Origin of the sequence: Enterobacter genomosp. O (genome assembly GCF_001022965.1) — a bacterium.
Taxonomy (GTDB): domain Bacteria; phylum Pseudomonadota; class Gammaproteobacteria; order Enterobacterales; family Enterobacteriaceae; genus Enterobacter; species Enterobacter cloacae_L.
Window position 1 is genome coordinate 211,621 of the sequence record NZ_LECZ01000022.1, and the last position, 19,752, is coordinate 231,372.

A 19,752-nucleotide genomic window follows, 5' to 3' on the forward strand; every position below is an offset into this window, starting at 1 on the left:
ATTCGACGCAAACTCTACTCGTCAGTTTTCCCACATACAATCCAGCCATCCTCAAATTTAAAAAAAATGTGATCCACGTCACACAATTTAAGTGAATATCATCCATAAATCCATCAGTATGACTTGTAATTTGTTCATTATTTAACCAATCAGCACTGTTTTGTATTCTTAATTGACGAATACTCATGCGAAAAGGCGATCCGAACTGGCACGTAACGTGCTTTTGCCGCCTTAAGCGGCGCGCGGAAACATTCACATCAGGCACCTCTCCTGGAAACATTTTTCTTACCGTGAAAAAACATATAGTTATGCAGGTAGCACAAAAAAGATGTTTCAGTTCGTAATCATTCGAAATGACTTTGTTACATGTCAAAACCATTTAACAGTGAAAGCGGGAATTTGTGTGATTTACGTTAAGTTGTTAATTTTTTTCATTTAGGCGCATTTTTCAGTTATTCTTCTTATAAGAATAATTAATGAATAATTATGATAAGCTTCACACTAATGTCGTAATCCGCTCTTGCAGAACCGGGCAAATCGCGGTAATGGTGATCAAACGCTGTCTGTCAGATACCTAAGGAGTGCGCCATGAGTTACTCCCATATTCTTGTTTCTGTTGCAGTTTCCCCCGAAAGCCATCAACTCGTCGCCCGGGCCGTTTCTATTGCCAGCCCCCACAATGCCCGCATCAGCCTCATCACTCTCGCGGCCGAGCCAGAGATGTATAATCAGCTGGCTGCCCCGATGCTGGAGGATATTCGTGAGGTTCTTCAGGAGGAAACACAGCAATTTCTGCGAGAGTTAGCTGAAAAGGCACAATATCCGATTTCTGAAACCGTTATTGCGACGGGGGAACTTAACGCCCATATTCTCGATATGTGTCGTAAACACCATATTGATTTAGTGATATGCGGGAATCATAACCACAGCTTTTTATCGCGCGCGGCCTGTGCGGCAAAATCTATTGTCGCGTCAAGCCAGGTTGACGTGCTGTTAGTGCCGCTTGGGGGGCGTTAACCCCCCAGGGTAATATCAGGCTAGTTTAGGAAAGGTCGCGATCTTTTTTTGCAGATCGCCTTCATGACTTTGCGGGGCAATATCCCGGAGATCCTCAATAAAGCGCGCCTGCCAGTGATTAATATCGTTCTCACGGATCGTTTCCATCATTTCAGCATGACGGGAAATACGCTCCGTGAGCGGCATCGTCAGGGCGCGATTCAGCGCGTTAGCCACGTCATCCCGATCGTAAGGGTTAACGATAAGCGCCGACGTGAGTTCATTCGCGGCGCCGGCAAACTGGGAAAGCACCAGGACGCCCGGATCGGCCGGATCCTGCGCCGCCACATACTCTTTCGCGACCAGGTTCATCCCGTCACGCAGCGGCGTGACCAGGCCAACGTCCGCATAGCGGAAGACCTTCATCAGGATCTTACGGTCAAAGTGCTGGTTCAGGTAAAAGAGCGGCGTCCAGCCCAGCTGGCCGTAGCGGCCATTAATGCGCCCTGCTTCGGTCTCCAGCTGATGGCGAATATCCTGGTAGGCCTGAACCTCACCGCGCGACGTTGGCGCTATCTGGGTATAGCGAATCTTGCCGTGATGCTGCGGGTATTTATCCAGCAGCGTCTCATACGCCAGGAAGCGTTCCGGCAGCCCTTTGGAATAATCAAGACGCTCTACCGAGAAGATATTTTTCACGTGCTTGAGTTCATTCTTAAGCTGCGCCAGCTTAGGCGGAAGCGGGCCCGAGGCCTGCTCGGCGATTTCATCTGGCTCAATCCCTATCGGATACACTTCAGTGTGGAAGGTTTTCCCCCACGCCGTATGGGTTTTCCCACCTTTGGTGACCAGACGCGCTTTACCTGACACGGAATCGAGAAACGCGAGGCGGTCATTCTCGGTCTGGAAGCCCAGCAAATCGTAATCACACAGCGCCTCCAGCAGCTCTTCGTGCGGCGGCAGTGCGGTAAAGATTTCCGGCGTCGGGAACGGGATGTGCAGGAAGAATCCAATCCGGTTATTTACGCCCCTTTTCCGCAGCTCTCTGGCAAACGGCAGCAGGTGGTAATCGTGGATCCATAAAATATCGTCTTCTTCGATTAAAGGCAGCAGTTTATCCGCCAGCAGCGCATTCACGCGCGAATAGCCTTCGAACGATTCCCGCTGGAATTTGACCAGGTCAAGACGATAGTGGAATGCGGGCCACAGGACGGCATTGGAGAACTGCGAGTAGTACTCGTCATAGTCTTTCTCTTTCAATGCAAATGAAGCCCACGTGATATTTCCGCGCGTCACTTTTTTGAGCGGTTTCTCTTCCTCACTGATTTCCCCACTCCAGCCAAACCACAGCCCGCCAGCGGCTTTTAAGGCACCTAACACCCCTACCGCCAGGCCACCCGCGCTGGCTTTTTTATCATCCGGCGGTGCGATTCGGTTAGAGACGACGACTAAGCGACCCATAATGGTTTCCCCCTTTGCTTTGCGCTATTTGTTGTTGTTGCTGGTTAGCGATGTCAGATATCCATTGCCAGACGCTGGCGACATCCGCCAGCCGCCATTCGGCTACGGTGTCACCAGGCCCCACCTTGACGGCGATCCCTCCGGCCTGATTCACCACGCGAAACCCGGCCTCGTCGGTCAGGTCATCCCCAATGAAAACGGGCGTCCGCCCTTTGAAAGGCGGTGTCGCCATAAACGCGGCAATGGCCGCGCCTTTATTAATCCCTTTCGGTTTTAACTCCACCACGCATTTGCCGGGCTGTAAGGCCAGCTGTGGGTGCGCATCCGCAATCGCCTGAGCCAGTGCAAGCACGGCCTCTTCATGCTGCGGTGCCTGACGATAGTGCAGCGCAAAGGCCATGCCTTTGGCTTCCAGCTCGGTGCCGGGCAGTTCGGCCAGCGCAGCAGAGAGCTGCTTCTGCAGCGTTTGCGTGAGTGCGGCGGGGAGTGAAACGATATGCGTGTGATCATGGATGTCGCGGCGCTCCGCTCCGTGTACACCGGCCAGCGGAAAGTGGTAAGGACTGGCGAGCATGTCTAGCTCGGCCATTGAGCGCCCTGATATCAATGCCAGTGCTCCCTCATTCATAAGCGAGAGCTGATGCAAATCCTGTAACACCGCATCCGGAATAGACACCTGATCGGGGTGCGGTTTTATCCCGGCGAGCGTGCCGTCGAGATCAAAAAAGAAAGCATAGTGTCCGGGCAGTACAGGCGGTGCGGTTAACAAGTCAGCCACCCTATTCCTCCTTACGGTTTACTGAGAGGTAAACGCCTTTACCTCTTTCATAGCCATGTAAGTATAGACAGTGTGACGTCGCTCGCCATTTGGCAACCGCCTCGCCAGCTTTACTGGCGGGGCGGTTAAGGGGTCAACTAAGGTTATTAGTTGAGCAATAAAAGAGAGGGATTAAGGTTACACGGTACGCTTCGCTTTTTGCTTGTAACGGTCGAAAATCACGGCTGCGAGCAGGATCAGGCCGCGAACCACGTACTGAGAGAACGGCGAAATATTCAGCAGGTTCATGGCGTTCTCTACCGTGCCTAAAATCAGGATACCGGCCACCACATATGAGATTTTTCCGATGCCGCCCTTGAGGGAAACACCCCCTAAAACGCAGGCCGAAATGACGATCAGCTCATAACCGATGGAGGTCATTGGCTGGCCGCTGGTCATGCGCGAAGCCAGAATAATCCCCGCGGCGGCAGAAACCAGTCCTGAGAGCACAAAGATAATAATCTTGGTTCGCACGACCGGCACGCCGGCCAGACGAGCGGCCTCTTCATTACCGCCAATCGCCAGCGTGTTACGGCCAAAGGTGGTCCGGTTCAGCAGGAAGCCGAACAGGATCAGGCAGGCCACGGTCAGCCAGATAGGCGCAGGCAGGCCCAGCCAGTTGGCGTAACCCAGGGTAAAGAAGCGCTCGTCTTCAATCCCCACCGCTTTACCGTCGGAGATGATATAGGCCAGCCCGCGGACGATTTGCATCGTCGCAAGCGTGGTGATCAGGGCGTTGATCTTCAGGCGGGCGATAACAAAACCGTTCACCAGACCGCTGATGACGCCGAGTAACAGACCGGCCAGGACGCCAATCCACAGGCTCTCGGTCATGTTGATCACCACTGCCGTCGTGACGCCCGCACAGGCAATCACCGACGCCACCGACAGGTCAAAATCGCCGGAGGCCAGGCAGAACAGCATTCCGCAGGCCACCATCCCGGACATGGAAATGGCCAACCCCAGCCCCTTCATATTAATGAAGGTGGCAAAATTAGGGACAAAGATCGCACAGGCGAGGAAAAGCGCGGCAAAGACCACCAGCATGCCGTACTGATCCCAGATACGCCCAAAACTCAACGCCGACTTCGACTTCGGCACTCCGGATGTAGTAACAGAGGACATCATTAACTCCTTACTCAGGCGACAGCCTGGCTGACTTTAGGCATGGCGAGATTCAACGCCTGTTGTTCATTCGCCTGTTCATGAAGTAATTCACCGGCAATTTCACCTTCACGCATCACCACAATGCGGTCGGCCACGCCAAGCACCTCCGGCAGATCGCTGGAGGCGAAGAGCACCGCCACGCCGCGCTTTGCCAGTTCATAAATCACGTTATAAATCTCGTGTTTTGCCCCCACATCGATACCGCGCGTCGGCTCGTCCAGCAAAATGACCTTCATATCCTCTGACAGCCAGCGGCCCAAAATGGCCTTCTGCTGGTTGCCGCCGGAAAGATTCATGATCAGCTGTTCCGGACCCGGCGTTTTGATATTCAGCGAGCGAATATGGTGGTCGGCGTTGCTCGACTCCCAGCTATCGTTTATCAGGCAGCCTGCGTGAATAAACTTGCGGCGGGCGGAAATGTTGATGTTGTCGCGCACCGAGTGCACCGGAATAATCCCCTCGGCTTTCCGGTCTTCCGGGCAGAGCATCATCCCCGCCCTGATCGCGTGGGCCGGTTTCTGGATATCTACCCGCTCGCCGTCTATAGAGACCTGTCCCTCGGTAATGCGGGTACCGCCGAACAGACCTTTCATCAATTCGCTGCGCCCCGCGCCCACCAGGCCAAACAGTCCGACGATTTCGCCGCTGCGTACGGATAACGACACCGGCGTACGCACGCCCGGCGCTTTGACGCTGTCCAGACGCAGGCGTTCTGGCCCGTACGCCCGCGGCTGCCAGTGATAAATATCACCGAGCTCGCGCCCGACCATCGCCTGAACAAGCTGGTCGTGGTTAACCTGCGTCATGTCGGTAAAGGTGCGCACATAGCGGCCATCTTTAAACACGGTGATGGCGTCGCTCAGGGCAAATATCTCTTCCATACGGTGTGAAACATACAAAATCGTACGGCCTTCCTGACGCAGCTCGCGGATCACGCGGAAAAGATTGTCGATTTCACGCGCGGAGAGCGAACTGGTGGGCTCATCGAAGGCAATCACTCTGGCGTTACGCGCCAGCGCCTTGGCAATTTCAACCATCTGCCACTGGCCGATGGAGAGATATTTCAGCGGCGTCTGGGGATCGACATCCAGACCCAGGTGCTTAAGCTGCAGTCCCGCTTCATAATTAAGTAGCGAACGATTCACCACGCCGCCTTTGTGCGGAAGCTGCCCTAAATAGATGTTTTCCGCCACGGTCATCTCAGGGATGAGGTGCAGCTCCTGATAGATAATGGCCACCCCGGCATTGAGCGCCGCCGTGGTATCGGCAAAGGCCATCTCTTCGCCGCGAATAGCGAGCGTGCCGGTCGTGGGCGAGTAGTTGCCGCTGAGAATTTTTAACAGCGTGGATTTTCCCGCACCGTTTTCCCCCATCAGGGCGTGAACCTGGCCGGCATAGCAGTCGAAGCTGATATCGGTCAGCGCGTTAACGCCGGGAAAGGTTTTCCCGATGCCGCGAAAAGAGAGATACGGATCAGACTGTCGCATAACGTCTCCGTGATTCCTGTAGTGTGTACGTCTGGCCCCTCACGATGCGTGAGGGGCACAATCACAGCGTATTACTTGCCGCCCAGTCCTTTTTTCGCCAGCTCCTCTTTGAAGTTGTCGCGGGTGATCAGCACCACGTCGGTCACTTCGGTAAATTTCGGCGGCTCAGCCCCTTTGGTCACCCAGTTGTAGAGCATCTCGCTGGATTTGTAGCCGTGAACGTCCGGGCTTGGCAGCAGAGAGCCGTAGAAGCCGGTGGCCTGCGCTTTGGACAGCTCGCTGACGGCGTCAACGCCGTTGATGCCGATCCCGATGACGTCAGGCGCTTTGAAACCCTGGCCTTCCGTCGCGCGTACTCCGCCCAGCACGGTGTTGTCGTTCATGCCAACCACCAGCCAGTGTTTCACCTCCGGATGCTGAACCAGCATGGAGTTCGCGGCGTCAAAAGCGCCCGGGATATCGTTGGACTTGGTTGGGACTTTGTAGATCTGTTTTTCCGGGAAGCCAGCCGCTTTCAGCGCGTCCATTGAACCGGTAGTACGACGGCGTGCAGTGTCCAGTTCGTCCGCAGTAATGGCCATAACCGCAGTTTCTTTGACATCCCAGCCGCGCTTTTGCATCTCTTTATAGAGTTCCTGGCCCTGGCGTTCGCCGATTTTGGTCGCCGCCATCATCACCAGCGGAACGCTGTCCATTGGCTTGCCTTTGGCGTTCACAAACTGATCGTCAACGGCAATGACTTTCATGTCGTAACCGCGGGCTTTCGCCGCGATTGCCGAACCGAGCTTTGGATCCGGAGTACAGATAACGAAACCTTTCGCACCGCTGGCCGCAAGGCTGTCGATGGCGTTCAGGGTTTTCTCACCGTCAGGCACGGCGATTTTAATCACTTCAAAACCTAAATCTTTCCCGGCCTTATCGGCGAATTTCCATTCAGTCTGGAACCAGGGTTCTTCGGGCTGTTTTACCAAAAAACCGAGTTTTAAATTCTCAGCGATAGCGGATTGTGACATAACGGCAGCCAGACCGATGGCCGCCAGCGCTTTAGTAAATTTGTGCATGGTAAACTCCAGCTTTAGCATTCTTTTCTGTAGGGAATATTTGCGTGCTTCTTATTTAATCGGACTTAAAACAAGGCATTAGCGCTTACCTCGTCATAAGCGTTATTGCTGGTGATAGTTTTAGCGGGAAATTAATCATCCATAAGAGAGCCCCATCACACCGCAGAATTACAGTAATTGCGTACATAAATTCAGCGAAAAATGACATAAAAAAGGCAGGATTTGTCTGACAAATAAAACAGTGCTAAGCAGAATTATCCATAAGATTAGCTAAGAAATCCCTGATGCCCTGCGGCGGGCAAAATGGCACCCATTCCTAAAAAGCATTGAGCATGTGTTTCATCACGAAAGCATAACGAATCTGAATAACCGTTATTTTGCAGAAATTGATTTAGCGCAAATTTACTAAAACATCATATATTCAAATTGATAAATCCGTATTTCCCTTTTTCACCGAGGATTATTCCATCTAAATAATCCCGAAAGAGTAACAATGTGCACGCTTAATGAAAAACATTATTTATCAAAGGATTAAGAAATATTTATTTCATGGCGAGCTAATTGCATTTCTGTACTATATTAAACTTTGTAATGTATGGTAAACACAGCCTAATTAAGAGTTTTCTTAGACCATAGACAAGGGTATGCTTATTTATATCGAACACAGGAAGTGTATTTCGGTCGACTTAGGTCACTGCAGAAATTGTATTTCTGCCTTTTCTTCGCATTTGCCTGGTGCTCAGGTTAAGCAACGGACATCACGTCCCACAGTCAATAAGGATATGAGTATGGCTACCCAAACGATGATGCAAAAACTTAACGCGCAGATGAACCTTGAGTTCTACGCCTCGAATCTGCACCTTCACTTAAGTGCCTGGTGTTCCGAGAAAAGTCTCACGGGCTCTGCCACATTCTTTCGCTCTCAGGCGCAAAGTAACGTCACTCACATGATGCGCGTTTTTAACTTCCTTAAGGCCTCAGGGGCAAATCCTGTCGTGAAAGCCCTTGATGGAATTAATGAAAATTACTCCTCCCTGGAAGAGCTGTTCCAGAAAACGCTTGAAGAGTATGAACAACGCTGCAGCACGCTCAGCAAGCTGGCCGATGAAGCCAGAGCGCAGCAGGACATTACCACCCTCACGTTCTTACGTGATATGGACAAAGAGCAGCAGCAGGACGGTATGCTGCTGAAAACGCTGGCGGATGAGATTCATCATGCGCAGCAGGCAGGTTTATGCCCTGAGCAAACCGACCGTCATCTGCTCGACATCGTGGCGGTGCAACACCACTGAGTTTTTAATCTGCTCCAACCGGGATGAGGGTTTCCCAGGAACTTATTAACCTGAAGCGATGAATTTTGTATCAGGCAAGTGAATAACTTACAGCGATGTCCTGGTCCGGCTGTAAATCGCCGAAGCGTTTCCGTTAGGCCGGGGCGAGGCGCAGGGATGCGCCGAGAGGGCGTGGCCTGCATGAATGCAGGCTCATGCCGTTACAGAGTAGCAAGGAACATAAAGTGAACGGAATGAGCACCAGAGCCGTATGTTCCCCCTCACCCCAGCCCTCTCCCATTGGGAGAGGGGGCCGTCTGAGCAGGCATTATTTTATGGGGATCCCTCAGCCCACCGGAGGCTAGGCTCCCCTCCCTAATCTCCAACCTCCTGCTTTTGCTGAAATTTAACAAATCAGATCTTGCTCCCAATGATTAACCACACAACGTGTAATGATTTATTTAATTACATAATCATTGACGAGGGAGCATCATGATCACCATTGAGTTTGTTGTCATTCTCCTCTGCCTGCTGACCGGGACACGTTTCGGCGGAATGGGGCTTGGGTTAATAAGCGGTATTGGTCTATTTATTTTATGTTTTGTTTTTGGTCTGCAGCCGGGCAAGCCGCCGGTCGACGTTATGCTGACCATCCTCGCGGTGATTGGTTGCGCCGCTACCCTGCAAACGGCGGGCGGCCTCAACGTCATGATGCAGTTTGCCGAGCGTCTGCTGCGCAAACACCCGCAGCACATCACCCTGCTCGCCCCGTTTACCACCTGGATGCTCACCTTCCTCTGCGGGACCGGGCACGTGGTGTACACCATGTTCCCCATCATTGCGGATATCGCCCTGAAAAAAGGGATCCGCCCGGAGCGCCCTATGGCCGTGGCATCGGTGGCATCGCAGATGGCGATTACGGCCTCCCCCGTTTCCGTTGCCGTCGTGTCGCTGGTCTCCATCCTGGCGGCCCAGCATGGGATCGGGCACGCGTGGGGGATACTTGAAATACTCGCCGTGTCGGTTCCCGCTTCACTGTTCGGCGTGGCCATTGCGGCCCTGTGGAGCTTGCGCCGCGGAAAAGACCTGGCTGACGACACAGAGTTTCAGGAAAAGCTGAAAGATCCAAAGCAGCGCGAGTTTATCTATGGCGGAACGGAGACGTTAATGGATCAACGTTTCCCAAAACAGGCCTACTGGTCCACGTGGATTTTCTTTGCCGGTATTGCCATGGTCGTTCTGCTGGGAGCATTTCCTGAACTGCGCCCCGCCTTTGAACTGAAAGGCAAAATGACGGCGCTGTCGATGAACCTTGTCATCCAGATGATGATGCTGATTGCGGGTGCCGTGATGCTGATGGCCTGCAAGGTCAATGCGTCCGCGATTTCTAACGGCGCGGTATTCAAGGCTGGAATGGTCGCGATCTTCTCGGTGTTCGGCGTGGCGTGGATGAGCGATACCTTTTTCCAGGCGCATCTCGACGAGCTAAAGCTGGCGCTGGAAGGCGTGGTGAAAAGCCACCCGTGGACGTATGCGATTGTCCTGTTTCTGGTGTCAAAACTGGTGAACAGCCAGGCGGCTGCGCTGACGGCCGTTGCGCCTATGGGCCTTATGTTGGGTATCGATCCGAAAATGCTGATCGCCTTTTTCCCGGCCTCATACGGCTATTTTGTCCTGCCGACCTATCCTAGCGATTTGGCCTGCATCGGCTTTGACCGCTCAGGCACCACCCGCATCGGCAAATTTATCATCAACCACAGCTTCATTCTGCCTGGGCTGATTGGAGTAAGCTGCGCGTGCGCGGCGAGCTACCTGCTGGTCCAGACATTCTTTTAGCGGCATCAACGGGCGACACATACCGTCGCCCATCTGCCCGCATTAGTGGGACTCACCCTGCGGCGTGAAACGCAGCTCAATCAGCGCGATGGCCTTCTGGATCGCACGAAGCGTAACCGGATCAGCGGCTGCAGGATGGCTGGCGAAATCGATGTTTTTCAGCTGCGTAGACATCTTCTCGCGCACTTCAACAGGCGCAATCACGTCCAGAACATCAAGGATTTGTTTGATAACCAGCTGACATGCAACAACGTCAGACACCAGCTCCTGATCGGCGCTCAGGTTTTGTGACATGGGGCGTTCTCCTTATTTAAAGGCGGCCATAGTAGCAAAACGCAGCCCCTTTCATCTCCCCTTCGTCGTCTGCAAAGACAAAAAAACCTGCCGAAGCAGGTTTTTTTATCAGAACATGGCGCCCGGCGGCACGTCTTTGAACGTGCGGCAGTAATTGGCCCACATGCTTTTCAGGATTTTGCGCAGTTTCACGATGAGGCTCCATTAACTTGTTATACAACTTTATTATCAACGTGCCTATAATATGACCATTATCACAAAAATCAATATTTTTGTGACATCCATCACAATTTTCTCAGGGTATGGCCTGATAGCGGTCAACTCTGACCCGTTGCAAAGAGTGAGGGCAGAATGTCCGGCTATTCCAGGCATTGCAGCGGGCATCTGCGGGTACGATAACGTATTTCCATCCACTCAGAGCGATCCATGAAAAGAGTCATTGTAGCCGGCACGCTCCTGCTGCTCGCAGGGTGCAGTATTAACCGCCAGGCTGAAGTCAGCAGCCTCGACGCGCCGAACGGCATCGTCCGCCTCGACTACGGCCAGGCAGTGCTGCAAAATGCGTATTCCGATGAGTATGTGAATAACGGCACGGCTGCAAAAGCGTGTCAGAGTATGGGGTATGCCACAGCATCTGCCTATGGTCAGCCCATCAAAACCTGCACCCTGACCAGCGGCGCGTTGTGTCTGAACGAGAGCGTGACTATTCAGTATAAGTGTATGGGGTACGCCGTTAACCCTAAGTCAAATAATCCGTGGTATTGATCGAGGCTGCCAGCATTTGCTGGCAGTTTATTTATTACGAACAAAAACAATTCGCATTAATAAATATAAATATCGCCAATGCGTTTTATTCCCATTCGTATTTTAAATAAAGAAATAAAAATTTTACGTTTTGCAAATAATTAAATAACAAATTATAGTGTCGCTCATTGTGAACCAGAAATAATAAACCGGAGCGCCACCATGCTGAAAACTGAAATGATCGACAAGCTCAACGCACAAATGAACCTTGAGCTTTTTTCGTCTCTCCTCTACCAGCAGATGAGCGCCTGGTGCAGCTACCACAGCTTCGAAGGCGCAGCCGCGTTTCTGCGTCGTCACGCTCAGGAAGAGATGACCCACATGCAGCGTCTGTTTGATTATCTGACAGATACGGGCAGCCTGCCGCGCATTGAAACCGTGACATCCCCTTTTGCTGAATATAATTCTCTCGATGAACTGTTTCGCGCCACCTACGAGCATGAGCAGCTGATCACGCAGAAAATTAACGAACTGGTTCATGCCGCTATGACCAGCCAGGATTATCCAATCTTTAATTTCCTGCAGTGGTACGTCGCTGAACAGCACGAAGAAGAGAAGCTGTTTAAATCCGTTCTGGATAAATTATCTCTGGTGGGTAAATCAGGCGAAGGTCTTTATTTTATTGATAAAGAACTTTCCACTCTCGACACGCAGAATTAATATCAATGCGGTGCTGGTTTCCGGCACCGCGTTAATTTATCTTTCCCCGGCATCAAAACCCGCATTTTTCCCTGAACGCCTTCTTTACGTCGCGCCTGACCGTCACCCCACGTCGGACTGGCGGCAGCGCAATGCGTAAACCTTGCATTACACCCCTTGTAACGGTGGTTTGACGAATTACCGCTTTTGCCTTACTCTGCGCCGCAGATTTTGTTGCGGTTAAGCGTCGTTGTAGAGGAAAGCGTGAAAAACAGAACCCTGGGAAGTATTTTTATCGTCGCCGGAACGACAATTGGCGCAGGAATGCTGGCAATGCCCCTGGCGGCCGCAGGCGTGGGATTTGGCATGACCCTGCTGCTGCTGGGTACGCTCTGGGCCTTGATGTGTTACACCGCCCTGCTGCTGCTTGAGGTTTACCAGCACGTGCCCGCCGACACCGGCCTGGGTTCACTTGCGGCGCGCTACCTGGGACGTTACGGCCAGTGGATAACCGGCTTTAGCATGATGTTCCTGATGTATGCCCTGACCGCTGCCTATATCAGCGGCGCCGGGGAACTGATCGCCTCCAGCGTTAATGACTGGTTCGGCTCTGATATTACCCCTGCGACGGGGGCTATCTTCTTTGCGCTCATCGGCGGCGGCGTGGTCTGCGTGGGAACATCGCTTGTCGATCTGTTTAACCGTTTTCTGTTCAGCGCCAAAATTCTGTTCCTGATTGTCATGCTGGTCCTGCTGGCGCCGCATGTGCATAAGGTAAACCTGCTGACGCTGCCGCTGGAAAAAGGGCTGGCGCTTTCCGCCATCCCGGTCATCTTCACCTCGTTTGGCTTCCACGGCAGCGTGCCGAGCATCGTCAGCTATATGAACGGCGATATTCGCAAGCTGCGCCGCGTCTTTGTTATCGGCAGCGCGATCCCGCTGATCGCTTATATTTTCTGGCAACTGGTCACGCTGGGCAGCATTGATTCTTCAACCTTTATGGGGCTGATGGCACAGCACGCGGGCCTGAACGGTTTTCTGCTGGCACTGCGCGAGGTCGTCACCTCCCCGCACGTTGAGCTGGCGGTACACCTGTTTGCCGACCTGGCGCTGGCGACCTCGTTCCTGGGCGTGGCGCTTGGCCTGTTCGATTACCTGGCCGATCTGTTCCAGCGTCGCAATACCGCCGCAGGACGCTTACAGACCGGGGCAATCACCTTCCTGCCGCCGCTGGCATTCGCGCTGTTTTATCCGCGCGGGTTTGTAATGGCCCTGGGATACGCAGGGGTGGCGCTGTCGGTCCTTGCTCTGCTCCTCCCTTCCCTGCTGGCATGGAAGAGCCGCCAGCAGCATCCGCAGCAGGGATACCGCGTGGCGGGGGGAAAACCGCTGCTGTGCGTTGTATTTGCCTGTGGAGTAGTGATTATTCTGGTGCAGGTGTTGATTGCAGCGGGAATGCTGCCGGAAGTGGGTTAAATAAAAAGGGGCTATCATCAGCCCCTTTTTTTATCAGTGCAAACAGCAGCTCTTAAACTTCTTACCGCTGCCGCAAGGACACGGATCGTTACGCCCAACCTTGGTGCCGTTCACCGTCGGCTTCTTCACTTCCGGCTGTTGCGGGTTGTTGACCCAGTATTGATATAAACGCAGTGCCGCAGGCTGGATGCTCTCGATGCTGGCGATATACTCCTCTTCGGACAGTTCATCCAGCTTTTCGCTGTTCTCTTCCGTACCGTGCAGCGCAATCACATCAAGATCGGCCTTCAGCTCTTCCGGCAAGGCTGACCAGTCCGTCAGCGCCACGCCGCGCATGTAGCCGTAGCACCACTCTTCCACAACGGTATAGCTTTCACCGTCCACGTCGTTGTACCCAAACATCGGTTCAAACTGATCCGGATATTCGCTCAGGCGCTCGGCAATATCGTTCATGTGCTTAAAGCAGAGATCGATAAAACGGTTCATCTCACGATCGTTTTTCCAGCGCGGGATGTATTTCTCGCCACCCCATACCGCCACCAGCCAGGCATCTGGCTCAACGACAACAGGGCCGGAAAGCACTGCGGTGAGCATGCCGTCCAGCTCGGACACGTCAATAACCGACGCATCATCATGACCGTAAGACATTAACGTCTCTTCAAGCCACGCCATTTCGCTTTCATTTAATGGGCCTTCAGTCATCGCTGACACTCCTGATAAAAAGGAAACGATCCTAACACATATCTCACGCCTCTCCGGGCTGAAGTTTAGGTCTTTATTGCTGCAAAAACGTGCAAACCGTGACCTTTGCACAACTTATGGGCTTTATTGTTAACGATATGTGATCTCCGCTGTAATTTCTTCTCCTCCCGCAGGGCGGCATAACGCGGCGCTCTATACTCAAACAGGTCACAAGCCCGTCAATGGGTTAACCATTCTGGCAACGTTTTTGCTTGCTGTTCTTCGCGCGATGCTGCGTAGGGAAACCTCGCCGTAATATGCAGGATGCCGTCTGTATCTTGTTCGTTTAGTGCATTTTGTTCTTGTTCATGTTTTGGATTGGCTGCGCCGTCGGGCGTTCGGGTTTACGCCGTGGTGCAAAAACCTCTTTGCTAAGGAACATAATAATGTCGCTGAAATTTATCAGAACTCCTCTTTCTCTCGTGTTGGCCGGCTGCCTGGTGACGGCGTTTTCCGCCAGGGCCGATATTGTGATTGGCGTGGCCGGTCCGTTCACGGGTCCTAATGCCACCTATGGCGATCAGTACTGGCACGGTGCAACGCAGGCCGCTGAAGATATAAACGCTGCCGGCGGCATTAACGGTGAGAAGATCAAACTGGTTCAGGGCGATGACGCCTGCGAGCCTAAGCAGGCCGTGGCCGTCGCCAACCGTTTAGTTGACCAGGATAAAGTCAACGCCGTGGTCGGCCATTTCTGCTCCTCTTCCACGATGCCCGCCTCCGAGGTTTACAGCGATGCGGGGATCATCGCCATCACCCCCGGCTCGACCAACCCGCTGATTACCGAACGCGGCATGAGCGACATGTTCCGCATGTGCGGTCGCGATGACCAGCAGGGCCAGGTTGCCAGCGACTTCATCATCGACAAGCTGAAAGCCAAACGCGTGGTCATCATTCACGATAAAGACACCTATGGACAAGGTCTGGCTGACGCCACCAAAGCGGCGCTGGCGAAACGCGGGGTTCAGGATGTGATGTACGAGGGTCTCTCGCGCGGTGAAAAAGACTTCAACGCGCTGGTCACCAAAATTGGCGCACAAAAACCGGACGTGGTGTTCTTCGGCGGGTGTCACCCGGAAGCCGGCCCGCTGGTTCGCCAGATGCGTGAACAGGGTGTACAGGCGAAATTCTTCTCCGGCGACTGTATCGTCAACGAAGAGATGGTCACCGCGGCGGGCGGCCCGCAATACACCAACGGTATTTACATGACCTTCGGTAAAGATCCGCGCCTGATCCCGGACGGTAAAGCGGTTATCGAGAAATTCCGCGCCGGTAAATTCGAGCCGGAAGGTTACACCCTCTACTCCTATGCTTCCGTACAGGCGATTGCTGCGGCCTTCAAGGCCACCGGCGGCAAGGACTCAGCCAAAGCCAGCGAGTGGCTGAAAGCCAACTCCGTCGACACGGTGATGGGCAAAAAAGCCTGGGACAGCAAAGGCGACCTGAAAGTGTCTGACTATGTGGTTTACCAGTGGGACGACAAAGGAAAATATAAGGAAGTGCAGTAACGGGACGGAGTCACGCTCAACGTCGGCGGGCCTGCCTGCCGGCGCGTAATAAACATCAGGCTGCGCGGCTCGCGCGGCCTATAAAACGAGCGCGCTAAGATGAGTACATTCTTCCTGCAACAGTTAATTAATGGCTTAACGCTGGGCTCCGTCTACGGCCTGATCGCCATCGGTTACACCATGGTGTACGGCATTATCGGCATGATTAATTTCGCCCACGGCGAAGTGTATATGATTTCCGCCTATCTCTGCGCCATTGGCCTGGCGCTGCTCTCCTTCTTCGGCCTGCAGTCGTTCCCGCTGCTGATCCTCGGGACGCTGGTGTTCACCATCGTGGTAACCGGCGTGTACGGCTGGACCATCGAGCGTATCGCCTACAAGCCGCTGCGAAACTCCACGCGCCTGGCGCCGCTTATCTCCGCCATCGGGATGTCGCTTATCCTGCAAAACTACGCGCAGCTGAGCCAGGGCCCGCGCCAGCAGGGGGTGCCAACCATGCTGGACGGCGTTATTCGTCTGCATCTGGGCGACGGGTTCGTTCAGATAACCTACACCAAAGTATTTATTCTGCTCGCCTCGTTTGCCGGCATGCTGGTGCTCACCTGGATAATCAACCATACCCGGCTGGGGCGGATGTGCCGCGCGGTGCAGCAGGATCGAAAAATGGCCTCCATTCTGGGCATTAACACCGACCGAATCATCTCGCTGGTCTTTGTCATCGGCGCGGCGATGGCCGGCCTGGCGGGCGTGCTGATCACCATGAATTACGGCACCTTTGATTTTTACGTCGGGTTTGTGATCGGCATAAAAGCCTTTACGGCGGCGGTACTGGGCGGCATCGGTTCTCTGCCCGGCGCGATGCTCGGCGGCCTTATCCTCGGCGTGGCGGAAGCGCAGTTCTCGGGCATGGTGAACTCGGACTATAAGGATGTCTTCTCGTTTGGGCTGCTGGTGATGATCCTGATTTTCCGTCCCCAGGGGCTGCTTGGGCGCCCGATTGTGGCCAAAGTGTGAGGGAGAACGACATGGTATCGCACGCTTTTTCGCTTAAACGCTGCATTCTGGACGCGATTTTCTCCGGGCTGATTGCGCTGATTATCTTCGGCCCCATTGCAGGCGTGGTGCTGGATGGGTACAGCTTTAACTTCGCCGGGCAGCGCCTGGCCTGGATGGTCGGCATTGTGATGCTGGGGCGTTTTCTGCTGAGCGCTTTTTTAGGTACCCCTGCCGGCGCCCGTTTCCAGGCGCGCTTCGAAGCCGACAGCGCAGGCGTGTATGTCCGGCCACCGGAATACAAAAGCCGCATGCGCTGGATCATTCCTCTGGTGATTACCCTCGCGATTTGCTTCCCGTTTGTCGCCACCAAATATGTGCTGACCGTCGCCATTCTCGGGCTGATCTACGTCCTTCTGGGTCTCGGGCTGAACATCGTCGTGGGTCTGGCCGGTCTGCTGGACCTGGGATACGTCGCTTTCTATGCGATTGGCGCTTACGGCCTGGCTCTGGGGTACCAGTATCTCGGCTTGGGCTTCTGGAGCATGCTCCCGCTGGCGGCGATCATGGCCGCCGCCGCCGGTGCCCTGCTCGGCTTCCCGGTGCTGCGTATGCACGGTGACTATCTGGCCATCGTCACCCTCGGCTTCGGGGAGATCATTCGCCTGATCCTGAACAACTGGCTGACGTTCACCGGCGGGCCTAACGGCGTATCAGCCCCTCCCCCCACCTTCTTCGGTCTGGAATTTGGACGGCGCGCAAAAGAAGGAGGGGTGCCCTTCCACGAGTTCTTCCACCTGACCTACAACCCGAACATGAAATTTATCTTTATCTACGCGGTGCTGTTTCTGGTGGTGATGCTGGTGCTCTATATCAAGCACCGGCTGACGCGAATGCCGATTGGTCGAGCGTGGGAAGCCCTGCGTGAAGACGAAATTGCCTGTCGCTCAATGGGGCTGAATCATGTTCTGGTCAAGCTGTCGGCGTTTACGCTGGGCGCGTCAACCGCGGGCATTGCCGGGGTGTTCTTCGCGACCTACCAGGGGTTCGTGAACCCGACCTCATTCACGTTTTTTGAATCCGCGCTGATCCTCGCCATCGTCGTGCTGGGCGGTATGGGCTCGACGCTGGGCGTGGTGCTGGCCGCCTTTGTGCTCACGGTCACGCCAGAACTGCTGCGCAGTTTTGCAGAGTACCGCGTCCTGCTGTTTGGCATGCTCATGGTGGTGATGATGATCTGGCGTCCACGCGGTTTGATCCGCATTAACCGCAGCGGGTTCACCGTGCGTAAGGGCGTTGCGCCATGAACGAAACGATATTGCGCGTTGAACACCTGATGATGCACTTCGGCGGGATTAAAGCGCTAAACGACGTCAACCTCGACGTTCAGCGCGGGTCAATTACCGCCCTTATTGGCCCCAACGGAGCGGGAAAAACCACCGTGTTTAACTGCCTGACGGGCTTCTACCGAGCCTCGGGCGGCAACATTTTATTTAATACCCGCAATAAAACGACCAACGTCATTCAGGTACTCGGACAAAAATTCCAGCCAGGCGACTGGATTCGTCCCGCGCAGCTCGGGCAGCGTCTTTTCTACAAAATGTTTGGCGGAACGCACCTGGTCAACCGCGCAGGGCTGGCGCGCACGTTTCAAAATATCCGCCTTTTTCGAGAGATGTCGGTGGTGGAAAACCTGCTGGTCGCGCAGCATATGCGCGTAAACCGCAATCTGCTCGCCGGGATCTTAAATACGCCGGCATACCGTCGGGCGGAAAGCGATGCCCTGGACCGGGCCTTCTACTGGCTGGAAGTGGTGGATCTGGTGGAGTGCGCCAATCGCCTGGCGGGAGAGATGTCGTATGGCCAACAGCGGCGTCTGGAAATTGCGCGAGCAATGTGTACCGGGCCGGAAATGATCTGCCTGGATGAACCCGCCGCCGGGCTTAACCCGGTTGAAACGCACAAGCTGAGCAGCATTATTCGTTTTCTGCGGGATCGCCATGACATCACGGTGTTACTGATTGAACACGATATGGGGATGGTGATGGAGATTTCAGACGACATTATCGTGCTCGACCACGGCGATGTGATTGCCAGAGGAAAACCCGAGCAGATCCAGCATGATGAAAAGGTGATTGCCGCCTACCTGGGCACTGATGAAAGCGAGGTCACCCTATGAGCGAACCGCTGCTGGCATTTCGCGAAGTGGATGTGTTCTACGGCGTCATTCAGGCGCTGAAACAGGTCTCTCTCGAGGTCAATAAAGGTGAAACCGTGGCGCTGATTGGCGCAAACGGCGCCGGGAAAACGACGCTACTGATGTCCATCTTTGGCCAGCCCCGTATCCGCAACGGGCAGATCCTTTTCGGTGGTGAAGATATCAGCCATAAATCCACCCACTACGTCGCCTCCGGCGGCATTGCGCAGGCACCTGAAGGACGACGTATCTTTCCCGATATGACCGTTGAAGAGAACCTGCTGATGGGCACCATCCCCATTGGCAGCCAGTTTGCCGCTGACGACATGCAAACCATGTTTGACCTCTTCCCTCGCCTTAAAGAGCGGCGTAAACAGCGCGCAATGACCATGTCCGGCGGTGAACAGCAGATGCTGGCTATCGCCCGGGCGCTGATGAGCCGTCCGAAGCTGCTGCTGCTGGATGAACCGAGCCTCGGGCTGGCGCCGATAGTGGTGAAACAAATCTTCCAGACGCTGCGCGAGCTGGCCCGCAACGGGATGACCATTTTTCTGGTAGAGCAGAATGCACATCACGCGTTGAAGCTGTCTGACCGCGGGTACGTGATGGTTAATGGACAGATCCGTTTTAGCGGCAGCGGTGAGGAATTGCTGGGCAATCAGGAGGTCAGGAAGGCTTATTTGGGCGGGGTGTAATTGCCAGATTTCAGGCACAAAAAAACCACCTTTCGGTGGTTTCACGACACTGCTTATTGCTTTGATTATTCTGCTTTTTCCCATGGTAGCCGGAGTGGGACTTGAACCCACACAGCGCGAACGCTGAGGGATTTTAAACTGGTTGTTAAAGCAATAAAATCAATGGGATATACATTTACTCTAAGCATATATAAAAATAACCACATAAAATACATGTACTTATAACCAGTTCTCTTAACATTTTCGGAATGGATAATGAATAAAAATTCGTTATTCCGTTGCTCAGTACAACGCTTGCCAGCGATAAAT

19 protein-coding genes are annotated in these 19,752 nt (G+C 53.9%); 11 read left to right on the forward strand and 8 right to left on the reverse strand.

The annotated features are described in order from the left end of the window. Nucleotides 1-588 precede the first annotated feature (588 nt). On the forward strand, nt 589-1,017 hold the full coding sequence (gene uspC / locus ABR39_RS04595) for a universal stress protein UspC (RefSeq protein ID WP_047345958.1): 429 nt from the start codon (nt 589-591) through the stop codon (nt 1,015-1,017). Nucleotides 1,018-1,032: 15 nt separating this feature from the next. On the opposite strand, the gene otsA is transcribed toward uspC, so the two are convergent. The 5 genes from otsA to araF all read right to left on the reverse strand — a co-directional run bounded on the left by otsA (nt 1,033) and on the right by araF (nt 6,989). Beyond that, nucleotides 1,033-2,457, reverse strand: coding sequence for an alpha,alpha-trehalose-phosphate synthase (otsA, locus tag ABR39_RS04600; protein WP_047345959.1), 1,425 nt, complete (start codon nt 2,455-2,457; stop codon nt 1,033-1,035). Next, nucleotides 2,432-3,235, reverse strand: coding sequence for a trehalose-phosphatase (gene otsB / locus ABR39_RS04605; RefSeq protein WP_047345960.1), 804 nt, complete (start codon nt 3,233-3,235; stop codon nt 2,432-2,434). Before otsB ends, otsA begins: the two co-directional genes overlap by 26 nt. A 177-nt stretch (nt 3,236-3,412) precedes the next feature. Further along, on the reverse strand, nt 3,413-4,399 hold the full coding sequence (araH, locus tag ABR39_RS04610) for an L-arabinose ABC transporter permease AraH (protein ID WP_023336141.1): 987 nt from the start codon (nt 4,397-4,399) through the stop codon (nt 3,413-3,415). A 14-nt stretch (nt 4,400-4,413) separates the two neighbouring features. After that, nucleotides 4,414-5,928 carry an L-arabinose ABC transporter ATP-binding protein AraG gene (gene araG / locus ABR39_RS04615; protein ID WP_047345961.1) on the reverse strand — a complete coding sequence of 505 codons (1,515 nt, stop codon included), beginning with the start codon at nt 5,926-5,928 and terminating at the stop codon, nt 4,414-4,416. 71 nt (nt 5,929-5,999) lie between these two features. Then, nucleotides 6,000-6,989, reverse strand: coding sequence for an arabinose ABC transporter substrate-binding protein AraF (gene araF / locus ABR39_RS04620; protein WP_008500409.1), 990 nt, complete (start codon nt 6,987-6,989; stop codon nt 6,000-6,002). Between the two features lie 788 nt (nt 6,990-7,777). Here araF and ABR39_RS04625 point away from each other — a divergent pair. Then, nucleotides 7,778-8,281: a non-heme ferritin-like protein gene (locus ABR39_RS04625; protein ID WP_047345962.1), complete on the forward strand. Its 504-nt coding sequence runs from the start codon at nt 7,778-7,780 to the stop codon at nt 8,279-8,281. Between the two features lie 471 nt (nt 8,282-8,752). After that, complete coding sequence (locus ABR39_RS04630; protein WP_047345963.1) at nt 8,753-10,096, forward strand: anaerobic C4-dicarboxylate transporter; 1,344 nt, start codon at nt 8,753-8,755, stop codon at nt 10,094-10,096. A gap of 42 nt (nt 10,097-10,138) precedes the next feature. On the opposite strand, the gene ABR39_RS04635 is transcribed toward ABR39_RS04630, so the two are convergent. Both ABR39_RS04635 and azuC read right to left on the reverse strand, forming a co-directional pair. Further along, nucleotides 10,139-10,390 (reverse strand): DUF2766 family protein, encoded by a 252-nt coding sequence (locus ABR39_RS04635; RefSeq protein WP_008500405.1) that lies wholly within the window; start codon nt 10,388-10,390, stop codon nt 10,139-10,141. 108 nt (nt 10,391-10,498) lie between these two features. Then, a complete protein-coding gene (gene azuC / locus ABR39_RS25545) occupies nt 10,499-10,582 on the reverse strand; it encodes a stress response protein AzuC (protein ID WP_014884364.1) in 84 nt (27 codons plus the stop codon). A 234-nt stretch (nt 10,583-10,816) separates the two neighbouring features. Here azuC and yecR point away from each other — a divergent pair, with 234 nt between their 5' ends. The 3 genes from yecR (at nt 10,817) to tyrP (ending at nt 13,309) form a co-directional block, all read left to right on the forward strand. Further along, nucleotides 10,817-11,155 (forward strand): YecR family lipoprotein, encoded by a 339-nt coding sequence (gene yecR / locus ABR39_RS04640; RefSeq protein WP_047345964.1) that lies wholly within the window; start codon nt 10,817-10,819, stop codon nt 11,153-11,155. A 201-nt stretch (nt 11,156-11,356) separates the two neighbouring features. Then, nucleotides 11,357-11,854 carry a non-heme ferritin gene (gene ftnA / locus ABR39_RS04645; RefSeq protein WP_047345965.1) on the forward strand — a complete coding sequence of 166 codons (498 nt, stop codon included), beginning with the start codon at nt 11,357-11,359 and terminating at the stop codon, nt 11,852-11,854. A 243-nt stretch (nt 11,855-12,097) separates the two neighbouring features. After that, entirely contained in the window at nt 12,098-13,309 is a 1,212-nt protein-coding gene (tyrP, locus tag ABR39_RS04650; protein ID WP_047345966.1) for a tyrosine transporter TyrP, read from the forward strand. Between the two features lie 33 nt (nt 13,310-13,342). On the opposite strand, the gene ABR39_RS04655 is transcribed toward tyrP, so the two are convergent. Continuing rightward, on the reverse strand, nt 13,343-14,011 hold the full coding sequence (locus tag ABR39_RS04655) for a YecA family protein (protein WP_047345967.1): 669 nt from the start codon (nt 14,009-14,011) through the stop codon (nt 13,343-13,345). A 425-nt stretch (nt 14,012-14,436) separates the two neighbouring features. Between ABR39_RS04655 and ABR39_RS04660 the strand changes: the two genes are divergently transcribed. The 5 genes from ABR39_RS04660 to ABR39_RS04680 all read left to right on the forward strand — a co-directional run bounded on the left by ABR39_RS04660 (nt 14,437) and on the right by ABR39_RS04680 (nt 19,443). Further along, nucleotides 14,437-15,558 carry a branched-chain amino acid ABC transporter substrate-binding protein gene (locus ABR39_RS04660; RefSeq protein WP_023312277.1) on the forward strand — a complete coding sequence of 374 codons (1,122 nt, stop codon included), beginning with the start codon at nt 14,437-14,439 and terminating at the stop codon, nt 15,556-15,558. Nucleotides 15,559-15,657: 99 nt separating this feature from the next. After that, nucleotides 15,658-16,572: an ABC transporter permease subunit gene (locus ABR39_RS04665; protein ID WP_047345968.1), complete on the forward strand. Its 915-nt coding sequence runs from the start codon at nt 15,658-15,660 to the stop codon at nt 16,570-16,572. 11 nt (nt 16,573-16,583) lie between these two features. Continuing rightward, the gene (gene livM / locus ABR39_RS04670) at nt 16,584-17,858 is read left to right on the forward strand and encodes a high-affinity branched-chain amino acid ABC transporter permease LivM (protein WP_047345969.1); all 1,275 of its coding nucleotides are present in this window, start codon (nt 16,584-16,586) and stop codon (nt 17,856-17,858) included. After that, nucleotides 17,855-18,730, forward strand: coding sequence for an ABC transporter ATP-binding protein (locus ABR39_RS04675; RefSeq protein WP_047345970.1), 876 nt, complete (start codon nt 17,855-17,857; stop codon nt 18,728-18,730). The genes livM and ABR39_RS04675 overlap by 4 nt, the downstream gene beginning before the upstream one ends. Then, nucleotides 18,727-19,443, forward strand: coding sequence for an ABC transporter ATP-binding protein (locus tag ABR39_RS04680; RefSeq protein WP_047345971.1), 717 nt, complete (start codon nt 18,727-18,729; stop codon nt 19,441-19,443). Before ABR39_RS04675 ends, ABR39_RS04680 begins: the two co-directional genes overlap by 4 nt. Nucleotides 19,444-19,752 lie beyond the last annotated feature (309 nt).